General features: G+C 61.3%; 22 protein-coding genes. 17 read left to right on the plus strand and 5 right to left on the minus strand.

The window, feature by feature from the left end; all coding sequences use genetic code 11:
- Positions 1-71: 71 nt before the first annotated feature.
- Both HNQ39_RS23520 and HNQ39_RS23525 read left to right on the plus strand, forming a co-directional pair.
- Positions 72-1,055 (plus strand): SPFH domain-containing protein, encoded by a 984-nt coding sequence (locus tag HNQ39_RS23520; protein WP_184202723.1) that lies wholly within the window; start codon positions 72-74, stop codon positions 1,053-1,055.
- Positions 1,052-1,987: an SPFH domain-containing protein gene (locus HNQ39_RS23525; protein ID WP_184202725.1), complete on the plus strand. Its 936-nt coding sequence runs from the start codon at positions 1,052-1,054 to the stop codon at positions 1,985-1,987. The genes HNQ39_RS23520 and HNQ39_RS23525 overlap by 4 nt, the downstream gene beginning before the upstream one ends.
- A 99-nt stretch (positions 1,988-2,086) precedes the next feature.
- Here the strand turns inward: HNQ39_RS23525 and HNQ39_RS23530 are convergent, their stop codons facing one another.
- From HNQ39_RS23530 to HNQ39_RS23540, 3 genes are read right to left on the minus strand one after another with little or no spacing between them, the layout of a single operon-like run.
- A complete protein-coding gene (locus HNQ39_RS23530; protein ID WP_184202728.1) occupies positions 2,087-2,824 on the minus strand; it encodes a nitrilase-related carbon-nitrogen hydrolase in 738 nt (245 codons plus the stop codon).
- Positions 2,821-3,633 (minus strand): phytanoyl-CoA dioxygenase family protein, encoded by an 813-nt coding sequence (locus tag HNQ39_RS23535; protein WP_184202730.1) that lies wholly within the window; start codon positions 3,631-3,633, stop codon positions 2,821-2,823. The genes HNQ39_RS23530 and HNQ39_RS23535 overlap by 4 nt, the downstream gene beginning before the upstream one ends.
- Positions 3,630-4,232: a GDSL-type esterase/lipase family protein gene (locus HNQ39_RS23540; protein WP_184202732.1), complete on the minus strand. Its 603-nt coding sequence runs from the start codon at positions 4,230-4,232 to the stop codon at positions 3,630-3,632. Before HNQ39_RS23540 ends, HNQ39_RS23535 begins: the two co-directional genes overlap by 4 nt.
- A gap of 78 nt (positions 4,233-4,310) precedes the next feature.
- Here HNQ39_RS23540 and HNQ39_RS23545 point away from each other — a divergent pair, with 78 nt between their 5' ends.
- Both HNQ39_RS23545 and HNQ39_RS23550 read left to right on the plus strand, forming a co-directional pair.
- Positions 4,311-4,988 carry a hypothetical protein gene (locus HNQ39_RS23545; RefSeq protein ID WP_184202734.1) on the plus strand — a complete coding sequence of 226 codons (678 nt, stop codon included), beginning with the start codon at positions 4,311-4,313 and terminating at the stop codon, positions 4,986-4,988.
- Between the two features lie 3 nt (positions 4,989-4,991).
- Positions 4,992-7,802: a tetratricopeptide repeat protein gene (locus HNQ39_RS23550; RefSeq protein WP_184202736.1), complete on the plus strand. Its 2,811-nt coding sequence runs from the start codon at positions 4,992-4,994 to the stop codon at positions 7,800-7,802.
- Here the strand turns inward: HNQ39_RS23550 and HNQ39_RS23555 are convergent.
- Positions 7,788-8,315, minus strand: a complete 528-nt coding sequence (locus HNQ39_RS23555; RefSeq protein WP_184202738.1) for a DUF1854 domain-containing protein — start codon at positions 8,313-8,315, stop codon at positions 7,788-7,790. The two genes, HNQ39_RS23550 and HNQ39_RS23555, sit on opposite strands and share 15 nt — an antisense overlap.
- Entirely contained in the window at positions 8,316-10,571 is a 2,256-nt protein-coding gene (locus HNQ39_RS23560; protein WP_184202740.1) for an ABC transporter ATP-binding protein, read from the minus strand.
- 172 nt (positions 10,572-10,743) lie between these two features.
- Here HNQ39_RS23560 and HNQ39_RS23565 point away from each other — a divergent pair, with 172 nt between their 5' ends.
- The 13 genes from HNQ39_RS23565 (at position 10,744) to HNQ39_RS23625 (ending at position 20,473) form a co-directional block, all read left to right on the plus strand.
- Positions 10,744-11,421, plus strand: a complete 678-nt coding sequence (locus HNQ39_RS23565; protein WP_184202742.1) for a PEP-CTERM sorting domain-containing protein — start codon at positions 10,744-10,746, stop codon at positions 11,419-11,421.
- 412 nt (positions 11,422-11,833) lie between these two features.
- Positions 11,834-12,451 carry a PEP-CTERM sorting domain-containing protein gene (locus tag HNQ39_RS23570; RefSeq protein WP_184202744.1) on the plus strand — a complete coding sequence of 206 codons (618 nt, stop codon included), beginning with the start codon at positions 11,834-11,836 and terminating at the stop codon, positions 12,449-12,451.
- A 140-nt stretch (positions 12,452-12,591) separates the two neighbouring features.
- Complete coding sequence (locus HNQ39_RS23575; RefSeq protein ID WP_184202746.1) at positions 12,592-13,293, plus strand: choice-of-anchor R domain-containing protein; 702 nt, start codon at positions 12,592-12,594, stop codon at positions 13,291-13,293.
- A 292-nt stretch (positions 13,294-13,585) separates the two neighbouring features.
- Complete coding sequence (locus HNQ39_RS23580; RefSeq protein ID WP_184202748.1) at positions 13,586-14,113, plus strand: helix-turn-helix domain-containing protein; 528 nt, start codon at positions 13,586-13,588, stop codon at positions 14,111-14,113.
- The gene (locus HNQ39_RS23585) at positions 14,008-14,529 is read left to right on the plus strand and encodes an HARBI1 family protein (protein ID WP_246386085.1); all 522 of its coding nucleotides are present in this window, start codon (positions 14,008-14,010) and stop codon (positions 14,527-14,529) included. The genes HNQ39_RS23580 and HNQ39_RS23585 overlap by 106 nt, the downstream gene beginning before the upstream one ends.
- Before the next feature lie 16 nt (positions 14,530-14,545).
- Positions 14,546-15,223 (plus strand): discoidin domain-containing protein, encoded by a 678-nt coding sequence (locus HNQ39_RS23590; protein WP_184202752.1) that lies wholly within the window; start codon positions 14,546-14,548, stop codon positions 15,221-15,223.
- Positions 15,224-15,489: 266 nt separating this feature from the next.
- Positions 15,490-15,813 carry a hypothetical protein gene (locus HNQ39_RS23595; RefSeq protein ID WP_184202754.1) on the plus strand — a complete coding sequence of 108 codons (324 nt, stop codon included), beginning with the start codon at positions 15,490-15,492 and terminating at the stop codon, positions 15,811-15,813.
- Between the two features lie 209 nt (positions 15,814-16,022).
- Positions 16,023-16,580 (plus strand): PEP-CTERM sorting domain-containing protein, encoded by a 558-nt coding sequence (locus tag HNQ39_RS23600; RefSeq protein WP_184202756.1) that lies wholly within the window; start codon positions 16,023-16,025, stop codon positions 16,578-16,580.
- A gap of 194 nt (positions 16,581-16,774) precedes the next feature.
- The gene (locus tag HNQ39_RS23605; protein ID WP_184202758.1) at positions 16,775-17,074 is read left to right on the plus strand and encodes a hypothetical protein; all 300 of its coding nucleotides are present in this window, start codon (positions 16,775-16,777) and stop codon (positions 17,072-17,074) included.
- The gene (locus tag HNQ39_RS23610; RefSeq protein WP_184202760.1) at positions 17,071-17,502 is read left to right on the plus strand and encodes a hypothetical protein; all 432 of its coding nucleotides are present in this window, start codon (positions 17,071-17,073) and stop codon (positions 17,500-17,502) included. Before HNQ39_RS23605 ends, HNQ39_RS23610 begins: the two co-directional genes overlap by 4 nt.
- Positions 17,503-17,674: 172 nt before the next feature.
- Positions 17,675-18,502 carry an iron-sulfur cluster-binding protein gene (locus HNQ39_RS30700; RefSeq protein ID WP_184202762.1) on the plus strand — a complete coding sequence of 276 codons (828 nt, stop codon included), beginning with the start codon at positions 17,675-17,677 and terminating at the stop codon, positions 18,500-18,502.
- A complete protein-coding gene (locus tag HNQ39_RS23620; RefSeq protein WP_184202764.1) occupies positions 18,493-19,401 on the plus strand; it encodes a dihydroorotate dehydrogenase in 909 nt (302 codons plus the stop codon). The genes HNQ39_RS30700 and HNQ39_RS23620 overlap by 10 nt, the downstream gene beginning before the upstream one ends.
- A 64-nt stretch (positions 19,402-19,465) precedes the next feature.
- Entirely contained in the window at positions 19,466-20,473 is a 1,008-nt protein-coding gene (locus HNQ39_RS23625; RefSeq protein ID WP_221290278.1) for a bifunctional methionine sulfoxide reductase B/A protein, read from the plus strand.
- The last annotated feature ends 26 nt before the right edge of the window (positions 20,474-20,499 follow it).

A 20,499-nucleotide genomic window follows, 5' to 3' on the forward strand; every position in this document is an offset into this window, starting at 1 on the left:
TGTAGCATAGGGCCAACCAAAATTGGGATTGCGGGTATGCTCTAGAAAGTTACGAGGAGGAGGAAAGCGTCATGGATGTCGTTGTAGGAATCGTGATCGGGGTGATCGCCTGGATTCTGGTGCGCTGCGTGCTCACTGGGTTCTACACGGTCGATCAGAACCAGCGTGCGGTGAAGACGGTCTTCGGGCGGGCGCAGCGGGTGGGGGAGCTGACCACGCTCGACGATCCCATTGCGGAGTCGCTGACGGCGGACCAGCGTGAGCGCTACACCTACCCGCAGGTGCAGGTGATCCCGCCCGGCGGGCCGTACTTCAAGTGGCCCTGGGAGCAGATCCATAAGGTCTCGGTCGCGACGGAGACCGTCAACATGGCCTACGATCCCCAGAACCCATCGGCAAACCAGATGGGCACTCTGCTGGAGGCGGTGACCAAGGACCAGCTCAACACGGGGCTCACCGGGCAGATTCGCTTCCAGGTCTCGGAGCGCAACCTCTATGCCTATATCTTTGGGGTGACCAACCCGATCGCCCACGTGATGGGCTACTTTGTCTCGGTCTTGCGTGAGCGGATCGCGACCTTCGAGGCACCCGCGGCGGCCAACCACGACGAGACCCTCGACGCGGCATCGGTGGAGGGAATCTCCATCAACGACCTGCGCAAGAACCTGCGCGACCTCAATGAGCACATGGACCAGGAGTGCCAGTGCTCCGCAGCGCGCTACGGAATTACCCTGGACGCGTCCCTGATCACCGGGATCGACCCGCCCGCCGAGGTGGAGTCCGCGCTCGCGGCGATCAACACGGCCCACAACCATGTCTCGTCGGATATCAGCCTGGCCACCGCCGCCGCCGACCAGCGCATCGTGGAGTCCCGCCGCGCGGTCGAGATCGAGACACTCAAGGCCGAGGCCGAGGTCGAGCCCCTGCGACGGCTAGCCGCACAGCTCACCGAGCTCCAGGCAACGGGCAAGTCCGCGATGCTCGCCTATGTCCGCAATGCCAAGCTCGCGCTCTTTAGCAACGCTCGGCGGGTCATCACGGAGGTGAAGCCATGATCCTGGTCTACGCGATTGTAACCTTCTTTGTCCTCCTGATCGGGGGACCGATCCTGCTGGGCGTGGCGCGCCTGCTGGGAATCTATACGATTGTTCGCGAGCGCCGCTGCCATGTCTACATGCTCTTTGGGCAGGTTATCGGCACGATCGACGAGCCAGGGCTCTGCTTTCTCTGGCCGCGGCTGGGCTGGCGGGCGCTCCTGATCGCGGGCTTTGGCAAGTGCCACGTGATCGACCTGCGCCTCGACCAGGAGTACCTGCGGAGCGCGCCGGTCAACTCGGAAGAGGGGGCTCCGATGGGCATTGGGATCTGGTACGAGATGTACATCAGCGATCCTGTGGCCTATCTCTTCAAAAACTCCGACCCACGCGGCTCGCTGGCGGCCAATGTCAGCAACTCCACCGTGCGCTGTCTGAGCAACCTCCCACTGGCTCGGATGCTGATCGACCGGCATAGCATGAGCAAGACGGTCCGTGATGAGGTGACCCCCAAGTCCCACGAGTGGGGCTACAAGCTGGGCTCGATCTACATCCGCAAGGTCCACTTCCGCGACCCGGAGATGATCCGTCAGATTGAGAGCAAGGTGGTCAACCGCCTGCGCCAGGTCACCGCGGCGATCAAGCAGGACGGGATCAACCAGGTGAGCATCATCACCAGCACCGCCGAGCGTCAGGCCGCGGTCGAGTTTGGAAAGGCCGCCGCCGTGCGCCCCGCGATTGTCGGAAAGGCCATGGCTGAGATCAGCGCCGACCCCGAGATCGCCTCCGCGCTGTTCGAGCTCTTGGAGACCCAGCGCATTGTCGAGAGCGGTGCCAACCTCACCCTGATCCAGGGGCAGAGCACCGCCAACGACCTCATGACCGGCTTGCTCGCGTCAATCCCCGGCAACGAGTCGGCGGCGGCTCCCGCCAAACCGCCCGTCAAACGGTAGCCGGGCGGATCGCGTGGACGGTAAACGTCCCGCTATGGGGCGCGTTGCGCCGCCTCCTCGTTCCTCGTCGGTAGTTTGGTGCGGGATCTTGTCCCGGCATCAAATGTCATCGAGAAACCGAAGCTGGCTTCGGTACTCGCGGAGGGCGGGGAGGTCGAGGGAGGCGAGGAGGTGGGTCTCTTCACTCCCCGCATCGGCGAGAATCTCTCCGTGCCAGTCCACGAGCAGGCTGCGGCCGGGGAAGGTGAAGAAGGGGTCGGTGCCGCAGCGGTTTACCCCCAGAAAGTAGGCCTGGTTCTCGATCGCACGGGCCTGCAGGAGCCGAACCCAGTGGTGGGCACGCGCCGCGGGCCAGCTCGCGATCACGAGATAGAGCTCGGGGCGGCAGATTCCCGCGACACTGCGAAAGACCTCGGGGAAGCGCAGGTCGTAGCAGATAAAGGGCGCGACCGTCGTCTCACCCCAGCCAAAGACCGCCCACTGCGAGCCCGCTTGGTAGATCTCCCCCCCGACCCGAAAGGGCTTGAGCTTGCTGTAGCGGTGCAGGAGCTTGCCATCGGGGCCAAAGACCAGCGCTTGGTTGCGCTTGCCAATCGCCGCGCCCCCCACCAGCGTGATCTGCCAGCGCTTGGCGAGCTGCGCCAGAAACCGACTGGTCGGCCCCTTGTGTGGCTCGCTCGCCTCCGGGCTCATCGAGAATCCCGTCGCAAACATCTCCGAGAGCACGACCAGGGTGCCCGGCTCCGGGCTGGCCTCGGTGAGGAGCTGCTCCACCTTGGCGAAGTTCGCCTCGCGATCCTCCCAGGCGATATCGAACTGAAGGGCTAAGACTTTCATGATGGGTCCTCTTGGAGATCGTAGGCACCGCCGTGCTTGATGTGGTCGAACTGGTTGTCGGGGACGACCTTGATATTGGTGTGGAGCGCCTTGTTCTCAAAAAAGCTGCGGCTGCGCTCCGGAATCTCGATCCCGTCCCAGTCGGCAAACCAGCCGCACCAGTGGATCATCGCGATCATGGGGCGGGGCTGGTCGGTGCGGTTGGGCATCCCGGCGTGCCAGAGGCGAATATCCCGAAGGACGACCGAGCCGCGCTTGACGGTCGGCTGGATCGGGGGATGTTTCTCACGCCACGCCGCCAGGTGCTCATCGGCGACCCGCGCGGAGCCATCGCCGTGGAAGTAGTGCGTGTCCTTGTGGGTGCCTGGCCAGAGCTGAGTCGCCCCATTCTCCGGCCCCATGTCCACGACCGGGACATTGATGACGATTCCAAAGGTTGGGGTGGCGTGCTCCAGCCCCTGCCAGAGCTGCGCGACATCGGGGTGGACGGGCTGAAAATGCTCGCCGGGGAGCGCGGTGTTGCCGGAGTAGAAGTTGTTCTTGACACCGGGGCCTACAATCGCCTTGGTGACCTCGATAATCTTCGGGTTGAAGAGCACATCGTCGAAGAGATACGGCGCAAAGGGCGGCGGTGCTTGCTGGATATTGCCCTTGTTGAAGTTAAAGGGCACATCGGGCCGCTGGAGGATCGCCGCCACATCGGCGAGCATCTTCTCGCAGAGTGTGTCGCAGTGGGCGGGGTCGATCACCTCTTCCAGGACCACAAAGCCATCGCGGCGGAAGCTATCGAGGAGCGCTTGTAGTTTCATCGTGAGAGTTCTCCGAAGATCGCCTGTGCGAGGCGGGTGTGCGCCTCGGCCTCCAGGTGGACGCCATCATGGATACTGACCGAGACCACGCGGCCGGCATCGAGAAACTCCCAGCCATTGGCCTCAGCCACCTCGCGGTAGAGGGGCGCGAGCGCCTGGGAGAAGCTGATCGCGCGCTCGTCGGTGAACTCCACAAAGAACTTGATGGGCAGGCGTAGGGGCGGTGGGGCGACAAGGAGCACGCGCGCCCCCGCCTCGGCCCCGAGCTTGCCGATCTGCTCGACCGCATCCGCGGCGGCATCGGGCTTGTGGCGGAAGCGGGACTTGGCATCGTTGGTGCCCAGCATGACGATCAGCCAGTCAAAGGGCCGGTGCGTGTCCACGGCGAGGGGAAAGGTCTGCTTGCCATTGCGCAGCGGGATCAGGGGATCGTCGAAGCCCGTCGTCCGGTTGGAGACTCCCTCCTCGATCACCTTCCAGCCCTCCCCCAGCAGGCACTGCAAGACCCCCGTCCAGCGTGTCTGATCGTCGAAGCGTGTCAGGTCCCGTGGGCTCGCCCCCCAGGTGTTCGAGTCGCCGTAGCAGAGTAGCGTTTTCATATCGTACGAATGATAGCGCAAAAAAAGCGGCAAGGGCTTCTATGGTAGAATCCTGCTATCGAATCTAAGGAAATGCCAATGATACCGTTTTCCCGTTTGACCCGACGAAGTGCCGTCGCGATCGTGGTTGCTAGCGGACTGTGTGTGGGTAGTTTGTGCGCTTTTAGTCAGGCAAGTGTTTCTCTAACTACATCTGCGCAAGAATGGGAGGGTGTGGGTTCGGTTAAAGAGTTTGATCTGGTCACAAGTGATGTTGAAACTCTTAAAATTAATAAAGTTCGTGGCTCTGTGATGAATCTTGGTCGACTTGTGGTCTATAAGTCGAGAAACCCAGAGGCGGGTGGGATTCAGTTTCGTCTGGCGAGCCGCTACAATCTTTCACTGGTTGACCTTGAGTTTATTACGGTAGATGAAGAAGGTGTTGACTTAGAGAAGATCGATGCGGAGCGAGCCATTCTCGGCCTGAGGACAGTCATCCCAGACTTTAAGGTCGGTGCGGACCGTCCTGTTGCTTCCTCTGACCTGACCGGGGCACTTAAAGACAAGCCCGTGACCGATTTTATCGCGCTGTTTGAATCTAAAAAACTCGTTCTCTTGGTTCGTGAGGTGAGCTCGGGGCGGTATCTCTCCACGGTGACTCTCGTCAGCCGGCCACCGTCTACCGAGGGAATGCCTCAGAGTGGAAACTTTATTCCGCCGCCGCCGAAGAAGCCTCGCCCGGTGGACATTCCGCCTGTGGCTTCTATCCTGCCTTAAGTGATGAGCGATTCCGTCGGGGGGAGCTTTCAGACCCACTCTTTTCTCTTCTCGGATATCGAGGGGAGTACACGGCTCTTGGAGCAGTTTCCGGAGCCGATGCGCCAAGCCCTGCAAGAGCACGAGGCGCGGCTGAGGCGGGTCTTTGCCCAGTACCAGGGGGAGGTGTTTAAGACCCTCGGCGGTGCGTTTTGTGTGCGGTTTGACCAGCTCCAAGCCGCAGTGGGGGCGGCTCTGGACAGTCAGCAGTGCGTCAAGGGGCTGGCTGTGGTCGAGGGGGAGCCGCTTCAGGTACGGATGTCGGTCCATGCCGGGCTGGCGGAGGCACGCGACAACGACTACTTCGGGCCGGCGCTCAACCGTACCGCGCGGCAGCTTGGCGTGGCCCATGGCGAGCAGGTTCTCGTCTCTGAGGCCGCCGTGCGCCTGCTGGGGGAGGGCTTACCGGCGCACGCCTCCCTGAGGGACCTGGGAAAGCACCGCCTCAAGGACCTGGGGCCGGCGGAGACCATCTACCAGCTCTGCCACCCGGAGCTCGCCGATACGTTTCCCCCGTTGCTCTCGCTGGCCGCCGTGCCCAACAACCTTCCCCAGCCCGCCACGGATTTTGTGGGGCGTGCAAGCGCGCTCGCCGAGGTGCGGGAACAGCTTGGGCGGCACAGGCTGGTGACTCTGGTTGGTCCTGGAGGCATTGGAAAGACCCGACTGGCGCTTCAGGTCGCGGCGGAGGCCTTGGAGCAGCTCCCCGATGGCGCGTTTTTTCTCGACCTCGCCGCGCTCTCCGACCCGAGCCTCGTGCCCTCGCTGCTTGCCAAGACCCTGGAGCTTCCGGAGCAGTCCGGCAAGACGATCGAAGCGGCGCTCCACGAGTATCTCAAGCCACGGACACTCTTATTGCTCTGGGACAACGTGGAGCACCTGCTGGAGCCCTGTGCAACGTTGATCGGGCGGCTCCTTCAGGTCTGTCCCGGTCTCAAGGTCCTGACCACGAGCCGCGAGCTGCTTGGTGTCTTCGGGGAGCAGCTCTACCGGGTGCCGTCGTTTGGGGTGCAGGAGGCCACCGACTTCTTTGTCGCGCGTGCACGGCTCCACCAGAGCAGCTTTGTGGCGACGGGCGATTCTTTGGGGAGCATTCGTGGGATCTGTGCGCGTCTCGAAGGAATTCCACTTGCCTTGGAGCTCGCTGCGGCGCGTGTGCGCACCCTCTCGCCGCAGCAGATCGAGGCCCGGCTCGACGATGTCTTCCGCCTGCTGACCGGGAGCGGTCGTGAGACGCTTGCTCGTCAGCAGACCCTCCAGGCCCTGATCGACTGGAGCTACGACCTTCTGAGCGACGACGAGCGCCAGCTGCTGCGTCGCTTGAGCGTCTTTGCAGGGGGCTGGACTCTGGAGGCGGCGGAGGCGATCTGTGGGGGGAGCTCGCTTGACGCCGCGGAGGTTCTTGACCTGCTGACGGCCCTTGTCGAGAAGTCGCTGGTGATGGTGGACGAGGTCGGGGGGGTGTCGCGCTACCGCCTGTTGGAGGTGCTGCGGCAGTACAGCAACAAGCGCTTCCTCGCTGAGGAGCCTGTCGACCAAAAACAGGTGCTGGAGCGGGCCTACCAGAGCTGGTTTATGGAGCTCGCACGTCGGGCCGCGACTGCCTTGTACGGGCCCGACCAAGGTCACTGGATCAAGGTCCTGGAGGCCGATCACGATAACCTGCGCTCTGCCCAGGATATCGGCGGAGCGACGACGGTCGCTCTCACCGCCGATTTGGTGGGCTTCTGGTGGCTCCGTGGGTACATCACCGAGGGGCGGCAGCGGCTCCTGCGCGCACGAGAGCGCTACCCAGAGCTCCCCTCCGAGCTACAGGTCCGCTTACTCGCGGGGGCGGCGCTGTTTGCGGAGAAGCAGGGGGACTATCAGGAGGCCATTACGCTCCAAGAGTCCTGCCTGGCGCTGGCGCAGCAGCTCGGCAACAAGACCGAGGCCGCGCGTGCGCTGGTGAAGCTGGGGCAGCTTGTCGCGGCACAAGGCCAGCCTGAGCGTGCACACACCTACTACGAGGAAGGACTCCAGCTCTTCCGCGATGCCAACCAAGCACAAGGGGAGGCCTGGACCCTGAATATCCTGGGGATTCTTGCCTTCCAGCAGGGGGATCATGAGCGGGCGCACCACTACTACCAAGAGAGCCTCGCGCTACAGCGGCGCCTCGGAAACCCGGAGAACATCGCCGCTTGTCTCAACAACCTGGGGCTGCTGGCGCACCACCAAGGGTTTCTGGAGAAGGCACGCGCCCTCTACGAAGAGGTACTACAGATCCACACCGACCTGGGGGATCGCAACAATCTCGCCGCGACTCTCCACAACCTGGGCTCGGTGGCACGGCAGGGGGGAGAGCTGGCCCTGGCTCAGCAGCGCCTTCGTGAGGCACTGGCACTGGAAGAGGAGCTGGGGGAGCCGCGGGAGCGCGCCAGCACGCTGATCGAGCTCGGGGCCGCGGTCTACGGCGACGGCAACCCCACCGCTGCACGTCGCCTGCTTGCCGAGGGGAGTGCACTAGTTCGGCAGTACCAGCTCAAGGGGAGCGCGCCGGAGCTCCTGGAGCTCTGGGCACAGATCGCCCTCGACCGAGGACAACGCACGCAGGCAGCGACCCTCGTGCAGGCGGCCGAGGCGCTTCGTCAAGAGCTGGGCAAGCCCCGCTCCGTGTGGGCACAGCGTGAGTACGAGCGCCTCCAAGCGGCACTAGTCGGGGAGACAGCACACTCTGCGCAAGGCTGGGAGGCCCTACTCCAAGAGCAAGAGCAGCAGGCGCTACAGAACCCGTGAGAGGATCGCGAAGGTCTTTTCGTCGAGCTTCATCACATCGGGGATGTTGTAGCGGCTCCCGGTGCGGTCGGTGAGGAGGATGCGCCCTCCGCCCACTTCCTGGATCGAGTCCTTGAGGTTCTGAACGGAGAACTTGCGCTCGCCCTTGTCGGTCTCGACCTCGAAGTTGACCGTGTCGTACTCTTTCTTGACCTTAGTGACCTTGCGGATGGTCGGCACGAAGTAGCGCCGCTCTAGCTCTTCGTCGACGATCGCGCGCGAGCTCTCATCGAGGCCCTTGAGGGTCTCCAGCATCCCGATATCTTTATCCTTGGCATCGCGCAGGCCGATATACTGGTCCTGGAGCGAGAGCGGGAAGGCCCGTGCGATCTGGCAGATCAGGTAGGTCCGCTCGTAGCCGATCCGCGGGTCGGCGATCGTGGCGCGGACCGCACTTCCCCCCGTGCGAAAGAGAGTCACGGTCTTGGGGTCGAGGAAGATCAGGTCAAAATCGGTGTTTGCGTTGGGTTCCATCTAGTCCTCCAGAACCAGGTTCTCGGCCTTGAGCTTGTTGACTTCCATCTGCATCTCGACCAGCTTGCGGAAGATACCGTTGTCCTTCTCCATCAGCTCGGCGTGGGTGCCCATCTCGGCGACTCGGCCCTTCTCGATCACCACCAATCTATCGGCGTTTCTTAGGGTGCTGAGGCGGTGGGCGATGGCGAAGGTCGTGCGGCCGGCGATCAGGCGCTGGATGGCCTCTTGAATCTGCTTCTCGGTCTCGGTATCTACGGAGGCGGTGGCTTCGTCGAGGATCAGCACCTTCGGGTCGTGGAGAATGGCGCGGGCGATAGAGATGCGCTGGCGCTCGCCGCCGGAGAGGCGTGCGCCGCGCTCCCCGACCAGGGAGTCGTAGCCATCGGGGAAGCGCAGGATGAAGTCGTGGGCATTGGCGGCCTTGGCGGCGCGCATGATCTGCTCACGGGTGGCATCGGCCTTGCCGTAGGCGATATTCTCGGCGATTGTCCCAGGGAAGAGGAACGGCTCCTGTAAGACCACGCCCATCTGGCTTCTTAGGTCCTGGAGCTTTACCTTCTTCATCTCGATGCCATCGATTAGGATGCGGCCCTCGCTGGGATCGTAGAAGCGGGAGATCAGGTTGATGATGGTGGACTTGCCCGCGCCGGAGTGCCCGACCAGCCCGATCATCTCGCCCGGCATGACATGCAGATCGACATTCTCCAGCACGCGGCGCGCCTTGTCGTAGCCAAAGCTGACATTCTCAAAGACCAGCTCGCCCTTCATGTTGGGCAGGGGCACGGAGTCGTTGGTGTCGGCGACATCGGGCTGGGTGTCCATCACCTCGAAGACACGCTCGGCGCTGGTGAGCACGCGGCCCAGCCAGTCGGCGATTCGGGTCATGCCCTGGAGCGGGCCGTAGAGCTGCCCCAGGTAGTAGAAGAACATGTTGAGGGTGCCAAAGGTGATCTGGCCCGCGATCACCTGCTTGCCCCCGACATACCAGACAATAAAGCCGCCGCTGGTCATGAGAAAGCCCAGGATCGGCAAGAGAGTCGCCCACCAGTTCTCCAGGTCGAGGTTGGCATTGTAGAGCGCGCCCACTTTATCGTGGAAGCGCTTCATCTCGCGGTCCTCTTGGGCGAAGGCCTTCACGACGCGGGTTCCGTTGAGCGCGACCGCGATACTGGCGGTCATCGACGAGCGCAGGTTCCAGAGCTTCTCCAGGCGGCCCCAGAGGAACTTCCAGATCTTGGTGGTCCCTAAAATCACCAGTGGCACGGGGATCAGCACCAGGCACGCCAGCCACCAGTTCTGGGAGAAGACAATCACCAGGGTGCCGATCAGCATGAGCCCATTGACCACGAGCATCTGGAGACCATCGACCAGGAAGTTATTGAGCTCGTTGACATCGGAGGTGACCCGGTTGAGGAGGGCGCCGGACTGCCGCTTGTCGTAGTACGAGAGCCCGAGCTTCTGGAGGGTGGCGTAGGTCTCGGTGCGGATCTGCTTGGTCATGGTCAGCGAGAGGTACGCCGTCAGCCGCGCACGCACGATCCCCAGCACAAGGCCCAAGACCGTCGCACCGATCATCACCGCCACCCAGTAGATCAGCCCCGCAGTTCGCACGCTCTCGGCGATCTGCTCACGCGGCATCAGGACATCGTCGGTGAGGTTCTTGACAATAATCCCCGGCAGGAGCTGGAGGCCCGTGCCCCCGATCATCAGGATGGTCACCAGGATCGCCTGCCACTTGTAGCCCTTGGCGTAGCCCAGGAGCCGTGTAAACGTGGCGCGCTTGTCGAAACAGAAGCGGCAGACATCGCTATCTTTCGGAAGCGCACGGCTACACTTAGGGCAGAGCTTCTCCACTTCCTCAAGCTCGGCATCGGGGAGGTCGCGGCCCTTGGCGATCGCCTCCATGACACGGGCAACCCCGGCCATGCGCCCCCCCAGCGGCGTGGTGTAGCGTGCCAGCTCGATCACATCCGAGCCCTTCTGCACGGTCAGCGCCCCACCGCCCACGAGAGACTCGGTCTTGGCGCCCTTGATCTCGCTCACAGGGATCATGAGATCGAGGTGGGCCGTGGAGCCATCGGGAGAGAAGACACGGATCGCGTCGGCATCCATGGTCACCCACCGCTCTCCGATCACGCCGCTGGTGTTGATATCCGCCTTGACCGCAAGAGTGAGGGGATCTGTTCCGTGGCCGTTCCGCTGGGCCTTGAGCGCCGCCTCAACCGAGGCGGGAAGCTCTTCGAGCATTGCCATAGGGAACAGTTTACCGCCGTCTGCTCCATTTGGGGAGATATTTTGTCAATTTTGTTTACTTTAAGTTTGCAATAGCGCTTTCTGGTTTGCTGAGCGTGAGTTCTGTGTATAATCTCCCTGTAGGGCATTGAGTAGTAGCGTCTCCGCCTGAGGCGTAAAGGATGGGGTTCTCATGAGTTTCTCACGTTTCTCGACAGCACGCGGCACGCTGGTCGCACTCACGCTTCTAGGGCTGGCCGCGCTCCCGCAGACAGCACGGGCACAGTCGCTCACGACACTGTTTGCCAGCAACAATGGCAACAACTTTGGGGGAGGGGTGTTCTTCGACCTGAATGCCAACAAGGCGGTGACGATCAGCCGTCTCGATCTCAATGTCGATACGGTAAATGCAGGCGCACTGGTGGCTGTGGGGGCCACCGTGAACATTGAGGTCTGGACACGCACGGGAACCGTGGTGGGCGCTGAGACCAGCAGCGCGGGCTGGACCCAGATTGCCACCGGTACGGGGAAGGCGGCGGCGACCAACTCTCCCACACCGATAACCCTTACCTCTCTCACGAGCCTGCTCATCGGGCCGGGCGTGACAGGAGTTGCCATTCGTAACGTGGACTTTTCGCAACAATACACCAATGGCACCGGAGCCAACGAGACCTACTCCAACGCCGACATGACCGTCACGGGGCGCTCCGCCACCGCAAGTACATTTCTTACCGCTGGCACGGTCCGCACGCCGCGTGTCTGGAATGGCACCATTGCCTACACCCTGGGCACAGCGCCCGAGCCCGGCACGCTGGCTCTGGTCGCCCTTGGTATGGTCGGTGGACTGGTGACGCGGCGTCGGCGCAAGTAGACACACCCGCACCGCTTACAGACGCCTCGGCAAGTGCCGGGGCGTCTTTGTTTGTGGATTCTTACATTGCGCTCTAAAGGAAAACAGTGTTACTTAGCTATATTGCCTAAGCACTAGGCTAGGAACCACTCCGAGAAGGACATTGACTACATGGGTTTGCCTCTCTTTTCGACCACGCGTGGCACGCTTGCCGCACTCGCACTTTTAGCACTCGCTGCGCTTCCGCAGTCCGTACAGGCACAGACGACAACACAGGCCTTTAGCTTCACGGGAGCGAATCAATCGTTCGTGGTTCCCGCGGGCGTGACCAGCCTGACGGTCAAGCTCTGGGGCGCTGGCGGCGGTCGTGGTGGCTCTGCTGCCTTCGTCACGGGCTTGCTCTCCGTTACCCCGAGCGACACTCTCACCCTTATTGTCGGGGGGGGGGGGAGCAACAGCTGTTACCGGTGGCTTCGGGGGCGGCGGCACTGGTACACCTGGCTTCGGTGGTGGTGGTGGTCGCTCTGCGATTCGGCTCGGAAGCACGGAGCTTGTTACGGCAGGCGGTGGCGGCGGAGATACTCTTGGCGGTGGGGGCGGTCTCGCCACAGGGGGGAGCGGCAGCGGCGGTGGCGGCGGCACGCAGTCTGCCGGTGGTGCAGCCGGTGGTGGCACTTCTACGGCAGGCAGCCAGTTCCAGGGAGGCAATGGTGGTAGTCTAGGTGGTGGTGGTGGTGGCTACTTTGGTGGCGGTGGCGGTGGCCTGAATAGGTCCGGTGGTGGTGGCTCGTCGTTTCTGAATAACCTGACTGCCTCGGGAGCCAGTCAGGCGGGAGCCAATGGCACGCTCAGTAGCGTTGCCCCCGGCGGCATAAGTGACCCCGACTATGTGGCGGGCGTTGGCTGGGGTAATGCTGGTTCCGCGGGTGGCGACGGTCGCATCGTGCTGATCTACACGCTTGCCGGGACCTCCGCCCCGGAGCCCGGCACGCTGGCTTTGCTTGCGCTGGGTATCGTCGGTGGGGCTTTGGCGCAGCGACGGCGCAAGTAGCGTCCTTTCCAACCGTCTTTTAGGCGGCCTCCTGCCCCCCACGCGTCTGGGGCAGGAGGCCTTTTCGTTGACGCAAATCGCCATCCTGGTATATATTACGGCGACTAAGTAATAGTAGCAGTGCCGACGTATGCTGGTGTGTGGCTCTGCTGACCAAGGATCTCTCGATGACGCTCTCTCGCTCTCTTCGCCCTGCTGCCCGGCTTCGCTGCCTCGCTCTCTTAGGACTGGCCCTTCTTCCCCACACCGCACACGCCCAGACCTTTATCTCCAACGACATCAACCAGAACCTCGCGACCAGTGGCTCGGGCAACAACCTCAACGACAACCAGACCAAGGCCTACGGTTTCACCACGGCGGCGCTCTCTAACTTTCAGTTTACGTCGGCGACCATCTCCCTAACGCTTGTCACGGGGACAAACAACACGGTCTCGGGAGGAATCTACGCCGATAGTGGGGGCAACCCGTCTAGCACCCAGCTTGTCGCCTTTAACACCGTCTCTGTCTCCAGTGGGGGCGTCAACTACCGCACCTTCACTCCGGTCAGTACGTTTCAGCTCACCCCCAACACGACCTACTGGGTGCGCTTCTTCAGCACCACCGCTGGAGCCGGAACCCAGTGGAACGCGGTTCCCAGCACCTTCCCCACCGCTACCGGGGACTACAACGGGCTGGTCACGCTTCTTGGCTACAAAAACAGCAACACCAGTGGGGCAAGCTGGGGGACGAGCACGCTGACCAATGGCATCACCATCACGCTCGTCACCCTGCCCGAACCCGGAACCTTTGCGCTCCTCGCACTGGGCTTGGTCGGCGGAGTCATCGCTCGCCGCCGCAAGTAAGCCTGCCTATGCCGCCTAATGGAATGGGGCGTCTGCAGTGGCGGGCGGCGGGTAGAGCGGATCGGCGAGCCCTGCCTGCAAAACCTTGTACAGACTTTGTACAGATTTCCTTGTTATAATGCCAGGTGAGTCGGTTTAGCCTTCGGTGGGTTGCCACCTTGGCAGACGCTACTACCCTTACTGTCCAATGGTGACGGGGTAGGGCAGAAAGAGTGAATCAATAGACGTTATCCTGTTTCATTGTCCCTCCATGCGTGGTGACGCTGTTCTCAATTGCTGATATTATTTCGGCATGTCGGGATTAACTTATACCAAAGCATGCGCCACCTCGGGAAGACTATTGGCCCTCACGGGATTGGAGCCCAGCGAGTTCAGAACTCTACTGCCCTACTTTCAGAGTGCCCTAGAAGCGCACCTAGAGAACGTCACCGTCGAGGGCAAACAAAGAGAGGGAAAGAGCTTTTCCGTCTACAAAAATGCTCTCCTGCCTACCACGGAGGATAAGTTGCTCTTCGTTCTGACCTTCGTCAAACAGAACCTCATTCAGGAGGTCATGGGAGCACTTTTCGATATGTCGCAGCCTAAAGTCAACGACTGGCTACAGCTCCTTGTAGTGGTCCTCAGAGAAGCACTTCGCCAAAGTGGCGATGCTCCCAGCAGAACCGTACAGGAGCTCAAAGCAAGCGTGGAAGCAGAAAACAGCCCCCTTTTTGTCTGGACGTTACGGAACGTCCCGTCCCCCGACCAACCGACCAGCAGCGTCAACGCGATCTTTACAGTGGAAAAAAGAAGCGCCACACCCTCAAAAATGCGATCCTAATAGATGAGGACTGCCGAATTGTGCATCTGAGTGAGACGGTCAAAGGCACGATGGCTGACAAAAAGATCGCTGAGTCGGTGGGCTATGAGTTGCCTGCCGATAGTGCCGTTCTACAGGATCTTGGTTTTCAAGGATTTGAAGTTGCTGATGTGGAAACCCTGATGCCCCACAAGAAACCTCGTGGGCGTGAACTGACTCCATTTGAGAAAGCTGTCAATCGTATCATCAGTCGCTCTCGTGTCTACGTGGAACACGCCATCTCTAGTATCAAGCGGTGTCGAGCCGTTCGTGACTCTCTACGCCTGATTCGTGCCGAGATGTCGGACATGGTAATGGAGATTGCTTGTGGTTTGCATAACCTGCGTTTGCGGCTTTACCCCTGGCAAAAAGTCCCTATGCCGGGAGAGCCTTGGTGAATCAGGATAACGTCTAATGGTTTTTTCGCGCTATATTGCAACTCGCGGCTTTCTTGCCGCCCTGACCGTGGTTGGCCTCGCCGCCCTTCCACAAACCGCACAGGCACAACGCATCTCCGGTGTTACGGCATCATCGAATATGGGGTCTTTTTCAAGTACCAATATTGCAAATACGGTAAATGGTGTCGGCTTGGACTCCCTTTCACTAACGGCAAACCATGCCGTGGCTAACTTCGGCGATTATTGGTTAAGCAGTTTCGGTGCTGCGACGGGGATCATTGATTTTGATCTTGGGGGGCTCTACGATGTGTCGGGATTTTCCTTCTGGAACGCCCGTGATGTTGTTCAAACCGAAACAGGCATCCGGGGAGTCGCTGTGACGTTCTCGACGAATGGTAGTAGCTTCTTTTCCGCTTTAGGCACGCCAACAGAGTTTGCACAGGCGACCACTTCCAGCGCCACCAATGCGCCCGAGATCTTCTCCTTCTCTCCGGTCAGTGCAAGCTATGTGCGCTTCACGGTGACCAGCAACTGGGGAAACCCCAACCTAACAGGCTTTAACGAGGTCGGGTTTAGTGGCACCGTCTCCACGCCTTCGTCGGTTACCCCTGAGCTTCCCGGTGCGATGCAGCTCCTTCCCGCGCTGCTCCCGGTTGCGCTGATCGGTGCCCGCAAGCGCTTCAAGAAAGCCTAGCCCGCGCCCTTAAAGTTAAGACAAAGGCTCCGAGGGTTGCGAGACCCTCGGGGCCTTTTCTGTTTTCTAAGCGAGCGAGGGAGCATCGCTTGTAATCGCATCTCCTTCAGCAGCAGTTGCCGATCCCTTTGCTGCAAATGTATCCACATTTTCTCAAAATGCATCTCCATCTCCTCGAAATGCATCTCCATTTGTTGCAATCGGATTGACGATTCTTTGCTAGATAGATACAATTGCTCCATCTCTTGGAAGGAATTAAGAAAACGATGGGATACAAACGACGTACCTCTCTCGCACTGGAAGCGGCTCAGACACGACGAGACAATTTAAAGAAGATCGACCCCGCTCTGGACTTAGGCCATGGCAACACGCTTGCTGCCTACGAATCGGAGATCGTTGCGGTGCAAGCAAAGCTGAGTGCCTACAACCAGATCCTAGCCGCCGCCGATGATGCGCTAAATCAACTACAAGACGCGGAGAAGACCCTTAAGAAGCGCTCCACGCGCATGCTGGCTGGGGTGGGAGCGGCGTTTGGTAAGGAGAGCAGCCAGTACGAGATGGCAGGCGGAACCAGGGAGGGCGGCGGGTAGGCATCCCTCACGGAATACGGCAAGTCCTGATACTCCAGTATGTTAAAAATCATATCTAAAGTACAGAAGCCAAAGTACGACAATCTAATTGACATAGAGATGTCGTTTTTGATATACTCATGTGAGTTTAGCTAGGTGGGTTACCGCCTTGGCAGACGCCACTACTCACACTAGTCAATGGTGCCAGGGTAGGGCAGAAAGATGGACAAATGAATTTTTCGCGCTTTGTTTCGGCCCGTGCCACGCTGGCCGCCCTTGCTCTGCTCGGAGTAGCGGCCCTACCTCAAGCCGCACATGCACAGACGTATGTAGGAAGCTGGGATCTCGCTCTGATCCCTAATGGTGTCTGGACCTGGACAAATAACCCGATCTGTCTGACCGGTCAAGAAGCTGCTGCGATGCTTTTTGGCGGAGTGGCTTCCGACTACTACATCTCCACAATAGACAGCAACCCGCTCAACATCAACCACAGCGCTTGGCTTGATGGCTATGGAGATACTCAGTATCTGTTCACACCGGCTAGTGAGTCCTTTAAGAAACAGACAGGGACAGGCTATAGCGATCCCGGTGCTATTGGATCCGCTTACTCCGCATACGTTCGTGACAATGCTCCTTTTGTTAATCCTGCTGGCACAAATGTGAACTATGCCTTTCGCGTCACGGCACCCTCGTCGGTGACCCCTGAGCTTCCCGGTGCGATGCAGCTTCTTCCCGCGCTGCTCCCGGTTGCGCTGATCGGTGCCCGCAAGCGCTTCAAGAAAGCCTAGTCCGCGCACTCAAAGTTAAGACAAAGGCTCCGAGGGTTGCCATGGCCCTCGGGGCCTTTTCTGTTTTCGAAGCGAGCGCAGTGCTCTCTCGGGTGTTTGGCAAGGGCAGCAGCCCGTACGAGATGGTGGGGGGAACTCGGGAGGGCGAGGGGTAGGGGCGGTATAATTTGAAGTGAATAAGGGAGACCAAACCAATGACCCTGACACTTGAGATACCCGACGACCTACTTCCCCGTTTGGCTGCCATGCCCGAGAAAGATCGTCAGAGCTACACGCTGGCTGCCCTACGCTTGGCGGCGATCTATGGGCCGACTCAAGAACCCGATCCCGTTTTTACCTCTGAGCAGCTTGCCAGTATCGGGCGAGGGCTAGAGCAGCTTGATGCCGGTGAGGGTATCGACGGCGATCTGGTCATGGCCGAGCTCTACGCTGAAGCGGGGCTGGAAAACCCGCCCGTGTTCAACCGGGGCAATCCCCGCAGACGTCGCGCATGAGGCGTGGCCCTGGTGGCGGGCCGTTGCGCCCCTTGGCTCCACCTCTGGTTCTTGACTTCTCCCCAGAAGGACGTGCCGCGCTTCGCCAGGCACAAACCTGGCTCAAGGGGTTCTCCACCGAGGTTCTCCAGCGGTTCACCACGACGCTTAGCCACGAGCTAAAGGCGCTCTGCAAAGCCTGTGCCGTGAATCCGCCAACACAGCCTCATGAGCAAGCTACGATCTACTACTCACGTCCTGTTTTTGCCCATCGGTTTCAGACGGGTAAGACGAAGACAAAGCGCTCGTCGTCTGGCGTCTGGTTTGTGATCTTTGATCTGCAAGACACCAACGGCGATGCCCGCCCCGATCTCCTGCGCATTGTGACGATCTTTCATGCCGCCAGTCAAGCACCTTGGGACGAGCAAGGCGAGGAAGAGAGCGCTTAGCAGCTCACGCAGAAGCGCTCCACGCGCATGCTCGCCGGGGTGGGAGCGGCGTTTGGTAAGGACAGCAGCCAGTACGAGATGGCGGGGGGGACCAGAGAGAGCGGCGGGTAGCTGGCCCCCTGACCTCCACACGGGGGCGATTCCCAAGCCCCATCGGGTACAATGGCGCGACGTGATTAGAAAACGCACTGCGACGATTGTCTCCGTGCAGGCACTCGCCGCACCGGGGCACTATGTCCTTACCTTCGACGACCCCGAGACGGCGCGTGATGCCCGGCCCGGCCACTTTATCGCGGTGGGCGCGACCACGCCCGCTAACGCCGGAAGCTCGATCCTGCGCAAGCCCTTCTCGATCTATAAGGTCGATCCCGATGCCGGCCTCTGCACGATCCTGTTCTCGGTCTACGGCCCCACCACCAGCACGATGGCGCTCTACAAGCCCGGCGACAAGCTGGACTTCCTCGGCCCCCTCGGAGGGCGCGTCTTCGATGCCGACCCCCAGGCCGCTGTCCACCACGTGATGGTCGGAGGCGGCTACGGGGTTCCGCCGCTCAACTTCCTCGCTAAGACCATCAAGGCCGCCAACCCCAGCGCCAAGGTCACCCTGATCTACGGAGCCCGAAGCGCGAACCTGCTGGTCGGCGACGACGGCCTGCGCGAGGCGGGGGTGGAGATCATCGCCTGCACCGACGATGGCAGCCTCGGGGTGAAGGGGCGCGTGACGGATGGCCTCGCCCCCCTCCTAGCTCCCCCAATCTTGGGGGCGGGGGGGGCAAGCGGGGGGGCGTGTGTCTATACCTGTGGCCCAACCCCGATGATGCGCGCGGTCGCGGAGCTGTGCATGGCACATAACACCCCCTGTCAGGTCTCGATGGAGACACCCATGCCCTGCGGCATTGGAATCTGCGTCGGGTGCGTCCTCAAGAAAGCCGACGGCACCTTCTCACGCACCTGCACCGATGGCCCGGTCTACCCGGCGACGGAGGTCACATGGCAGTAAACCTGGAAGTGAAGATCGGCTCGCTGACCATGCGAACCCCCGTGACCACCGGCTCCGGCACCTTCGGCTTTGGCTCGGAGACAAAAGACCTCGTGGACCTCTCGAAGCTGGGCGCGGTCTGCGTAAAAGCCACGACCCGTGAGCGGCGCCTGGGCAACCCGCCCGCCCGCATGTGCGAGACGGCATCGGGGGTGCTCAATGCCATTGGGCTCCAGAACGGTGGGATCGAGAACTATATCCTAGAGAAACTCCCGTATCTGAGGCAGTTCGATGTCCCGATTATCGTCAATGTCCCCGGCGAGAGCCCCGACGACTTTGCCTATGTCGCGCGGCGGCTCACGGAGAGCGGGGGGGCGGACGCCATCGAGCTCAATATCTCCTGCCCCAATGTCTCCCACGGCCTCGACTACGCCACCCAGCCGCACCTAACCGCCGAGGTGGTCGCCGCAGTCAAGGCCGTCACCGATCTTCCCATCATCGCCAAGCTCTCACCCAATGTCACCGACATTCGCCCGATTGCCAAGGCCGCGGAAGACGCCGGCGCGGATGCGATCTCCCTCATCAACACGGTGATCGGGACCGCCATCGATGCCCGCAAGCGCACCTTCAAGCTCGCCAACAAGACCGGGGGGCTCTCCGGGCCGGCCATCAAGCCCATCGCGCTACTCGCCGTCTACCGGGTCGCCCAGACCGTGAATGTCCCGATTATCGGCATGGGCGGGATCATGAACGCCACCGACGCCGTGGAGTTTCTGCTGGCGGGCGCGACCGCTGTGGCCGCGGGGACAGTCAACTTTGTCAACCCGCTCGCCGCCATCGAGATCGCCGATGGGATCGCGGACTACCTGGAGAAGAACGGCTTCACCGATGTCCATGAGCTGATTGGGGCGGTGCAGTAGTTTCGTTCCGCGAACTTTCTGCGCGAGCCGTTTGTTGTCTATCCCGTGGAGGCTAAGAAATAAAATGAGTACCATCCTAACGTGGAGCCGTATTGTTGAGTTTGCGACCACGGGCAACCCCAAGCCCGCCCGCATTATCGAGAAGACCGAGAGCGAGTGGCGTGCGCAGCTCACCCCCGAGCAGTTCTATGTCACCCGCCAGCACGGCACCGAGCGCGCCTTTAGCTCCGAGCTCTGTAGCCGCTTCGAGCCGGGGATATATGCCTGTGTCTGCTGCAACACGCTTCTCTTCGACTCCGCGGAGAAGTTCGACTCCGGGACCGGGTGGCCGTCGTTTACCCAGCCCATCGACCCGAGCGCCGTGGCCTACAACCTCGATGTCTCCCACGGGATGCAGCGGATCGAGGCGGTCTGCAACACCTGCCGGGCGCACCTAGGGCATGTCTTCCCCGATGGCCCCGCGCCCAGCCGCCTGCGCTACTGCATGAACGCGGTCGCGCTCAAGAAGCAAGAGGCAGCGCCCACCGCGCCCGCAAAGGCCCCAACCCAGACCGAGCTCGCGACCTTCGGCGGCGGTTGTTTCTGGTGCACTGAGGCGGTCTTCCAGCAGCTCCGTGGGGTGCATGCGGTGGTCAGCGGCTACTGCGGCGGCCACGTGGACAATCCGACCTACAAAGAGGTCTGTGGCGGGCAGACGGGCCATGCGGAGGTGATCCAGGTGACCTTCGATCCACAAGAGATCCGCTACGCGGACCTCGTGGCGATCCACCTGGCGACCCACGACCCGACCACGGCGAATCGCCAGGGCGCGGATGTGGGCACCCAGTACCGAAGCGCGATCTTCACCCATAGCCCGGAGCAGGCTGAGATTGCTCAAGCCGTGATGGAGCAGCTCGCACCGGCCTTCGATGCGCCGCTCACCACGGAGCTCAGCCCGCTGGCGACGTTCTATCCCGCCGAGGCGTACCACCAGAACTACTACAACACCAACCCGGGAGCGGGGTACTGCCAGGCCGTGATTAGCCCGAAGCTGCAAAAGGCCCGCAAGCTCCTCCAAGACCGGCTGAAGTAGCCAAAAGAAAGCAGGGGAGGGTGGGC

The organism is Armatimonas rosea, assembly GCF_014202505.1.
Taxonomy (GTDB): Bacteria; Armatimonadota; Armatimonadia; order Armatimonadales; family Armatimonadaceae; genus Armatimonas; species Armatimonas rosea.

Bases quoted from the DNA above. Each gene is read 5' to 3' on its own strand.
- HNQ39_RS23610 (WP_184202760.1), top strand. From the start codon at position 17,071: ATGAGGCGTGGCCCTGGTGGCGGGCCGTTGCGCCCCTTGGCTCCACCT.
- HNQ39_RS23525 (WP_184202725.1), top strand. From the start codon at position 1,052: ATGATCCTGGTCTACGCGATTGTAACCTTCTTTGTCCTCCTGATCGGG.
- HNQ39_RS23545 (WP_184202734.1), top strand. From the start codon at position 4,311: ATGATACCGTTTTCCCGTTTGACCCGACGAAGTGCCGTCGCGATCGTG.
- HNQ39_RS23580 (WP_184202748.1), top strand. From the start codon at position 13,586: ATGTCGGGATTAACTTATACCAAAGCATGCGCCACCTCGGGAAGACTA.
- HNQ39_RS23590 (WP_184202752.1), top strand. From the start codon at position 14,546: ATGGTTTTTTCGCGCTATATTGCAACTCGCGGCTTTCTTGCCGCCCTG.
- HNQ39_RS23595 (WP_184202754.1), top strand. From the start codon at position 15,490: ATGGGATACAAACGACGTACCTCTCTCGCACTGGAAGCGGCTCAGACA.
- HNQ39_RS23520 (WP_184202723.1), top strand. From the start codon at position 72: ATGGATGTCGTTGTAGGAATCGTGATCGGGGTGATCGCCTGGATTCTG.
- HNQ39_RS23560 (WP_184202740.1), bottom strand. From the start codon at position 10,571: ATGGCAATGCTCGAAGAGCTTCCCGCCTCGGTTGAGGCGGCGCTCAAG.
- HNQ39_RS23530 (WP_184202728.1), bottom strand. From the start codon at position 2,824: ATGAAAGTCTTAGCCCTTCAGTTCGATATCGCCTGGGAGGATCGCGAG.
- HNQ39_RS23605 (WP_184202758.1), top strand. From the start codon at position 16,775: ATGACCCTGACACTTGAGATACCCGACGACCTACTTCCCCGTTTGGCT.
- HNQ39_RS23625 (WP_221290278.1), top strand. From the start codon at position 19,466: ATGAGTACCATCCTAACGTGGAGCCGTATTGTTGAGTTTGCGACCACG.
- HNQ39_RS23565 (WP_184202742.1), top strand. From the start codon at position 10,744: ATGAGTTTCTCACGTTTCTCGACAGCACGCGGCACGCTGGTCGCACTC.
- HNQ39_RS23540 (WP_184202732.1), bottom strand. From the start codon at position 4,232: ATGAAAACGCTACTCTGCTACGGCGACTCGAACACCTGGGGGGCGAGC.
- HNQ39_RS23535 (WP_184202730.1), bottom strand. From the start codon at position 3,633: ATGAAACTACAAGCGCTCCTCGATAGCTTCCGCCGCGATGGCTTTGTG.
- HNQ39_RS23600 (WP_184202756.1), top strand. From the start codon at position 16,023: ATGAATTTTTCGCGCTTTGTTTCGGCCCGTGCCACGCTGGCCGCCCTT.
- HNQ39_RS23550 (WP_184202736.1), top strand. From the start codon at position 4,992: ATGAGCGATTCCGTCGGGGGGAGCTTTCAGACCCACTCTTTTCTCTTC.
- HNQ39_RS23555 (WP_184202738.1), bottom strand. From the start codon at position 8,315: ATGGAACCCAACGCAAACACCGATTTTGACCTGATCTTCCTCGACCCC.
- HNQ39_RS23620 (WP_184202764.1), top strand. From the start codon at position 18,493: ATGGCAGTAAACCTGGAAGTGAAGATCGGCTCGCTGACCATGCGAACC.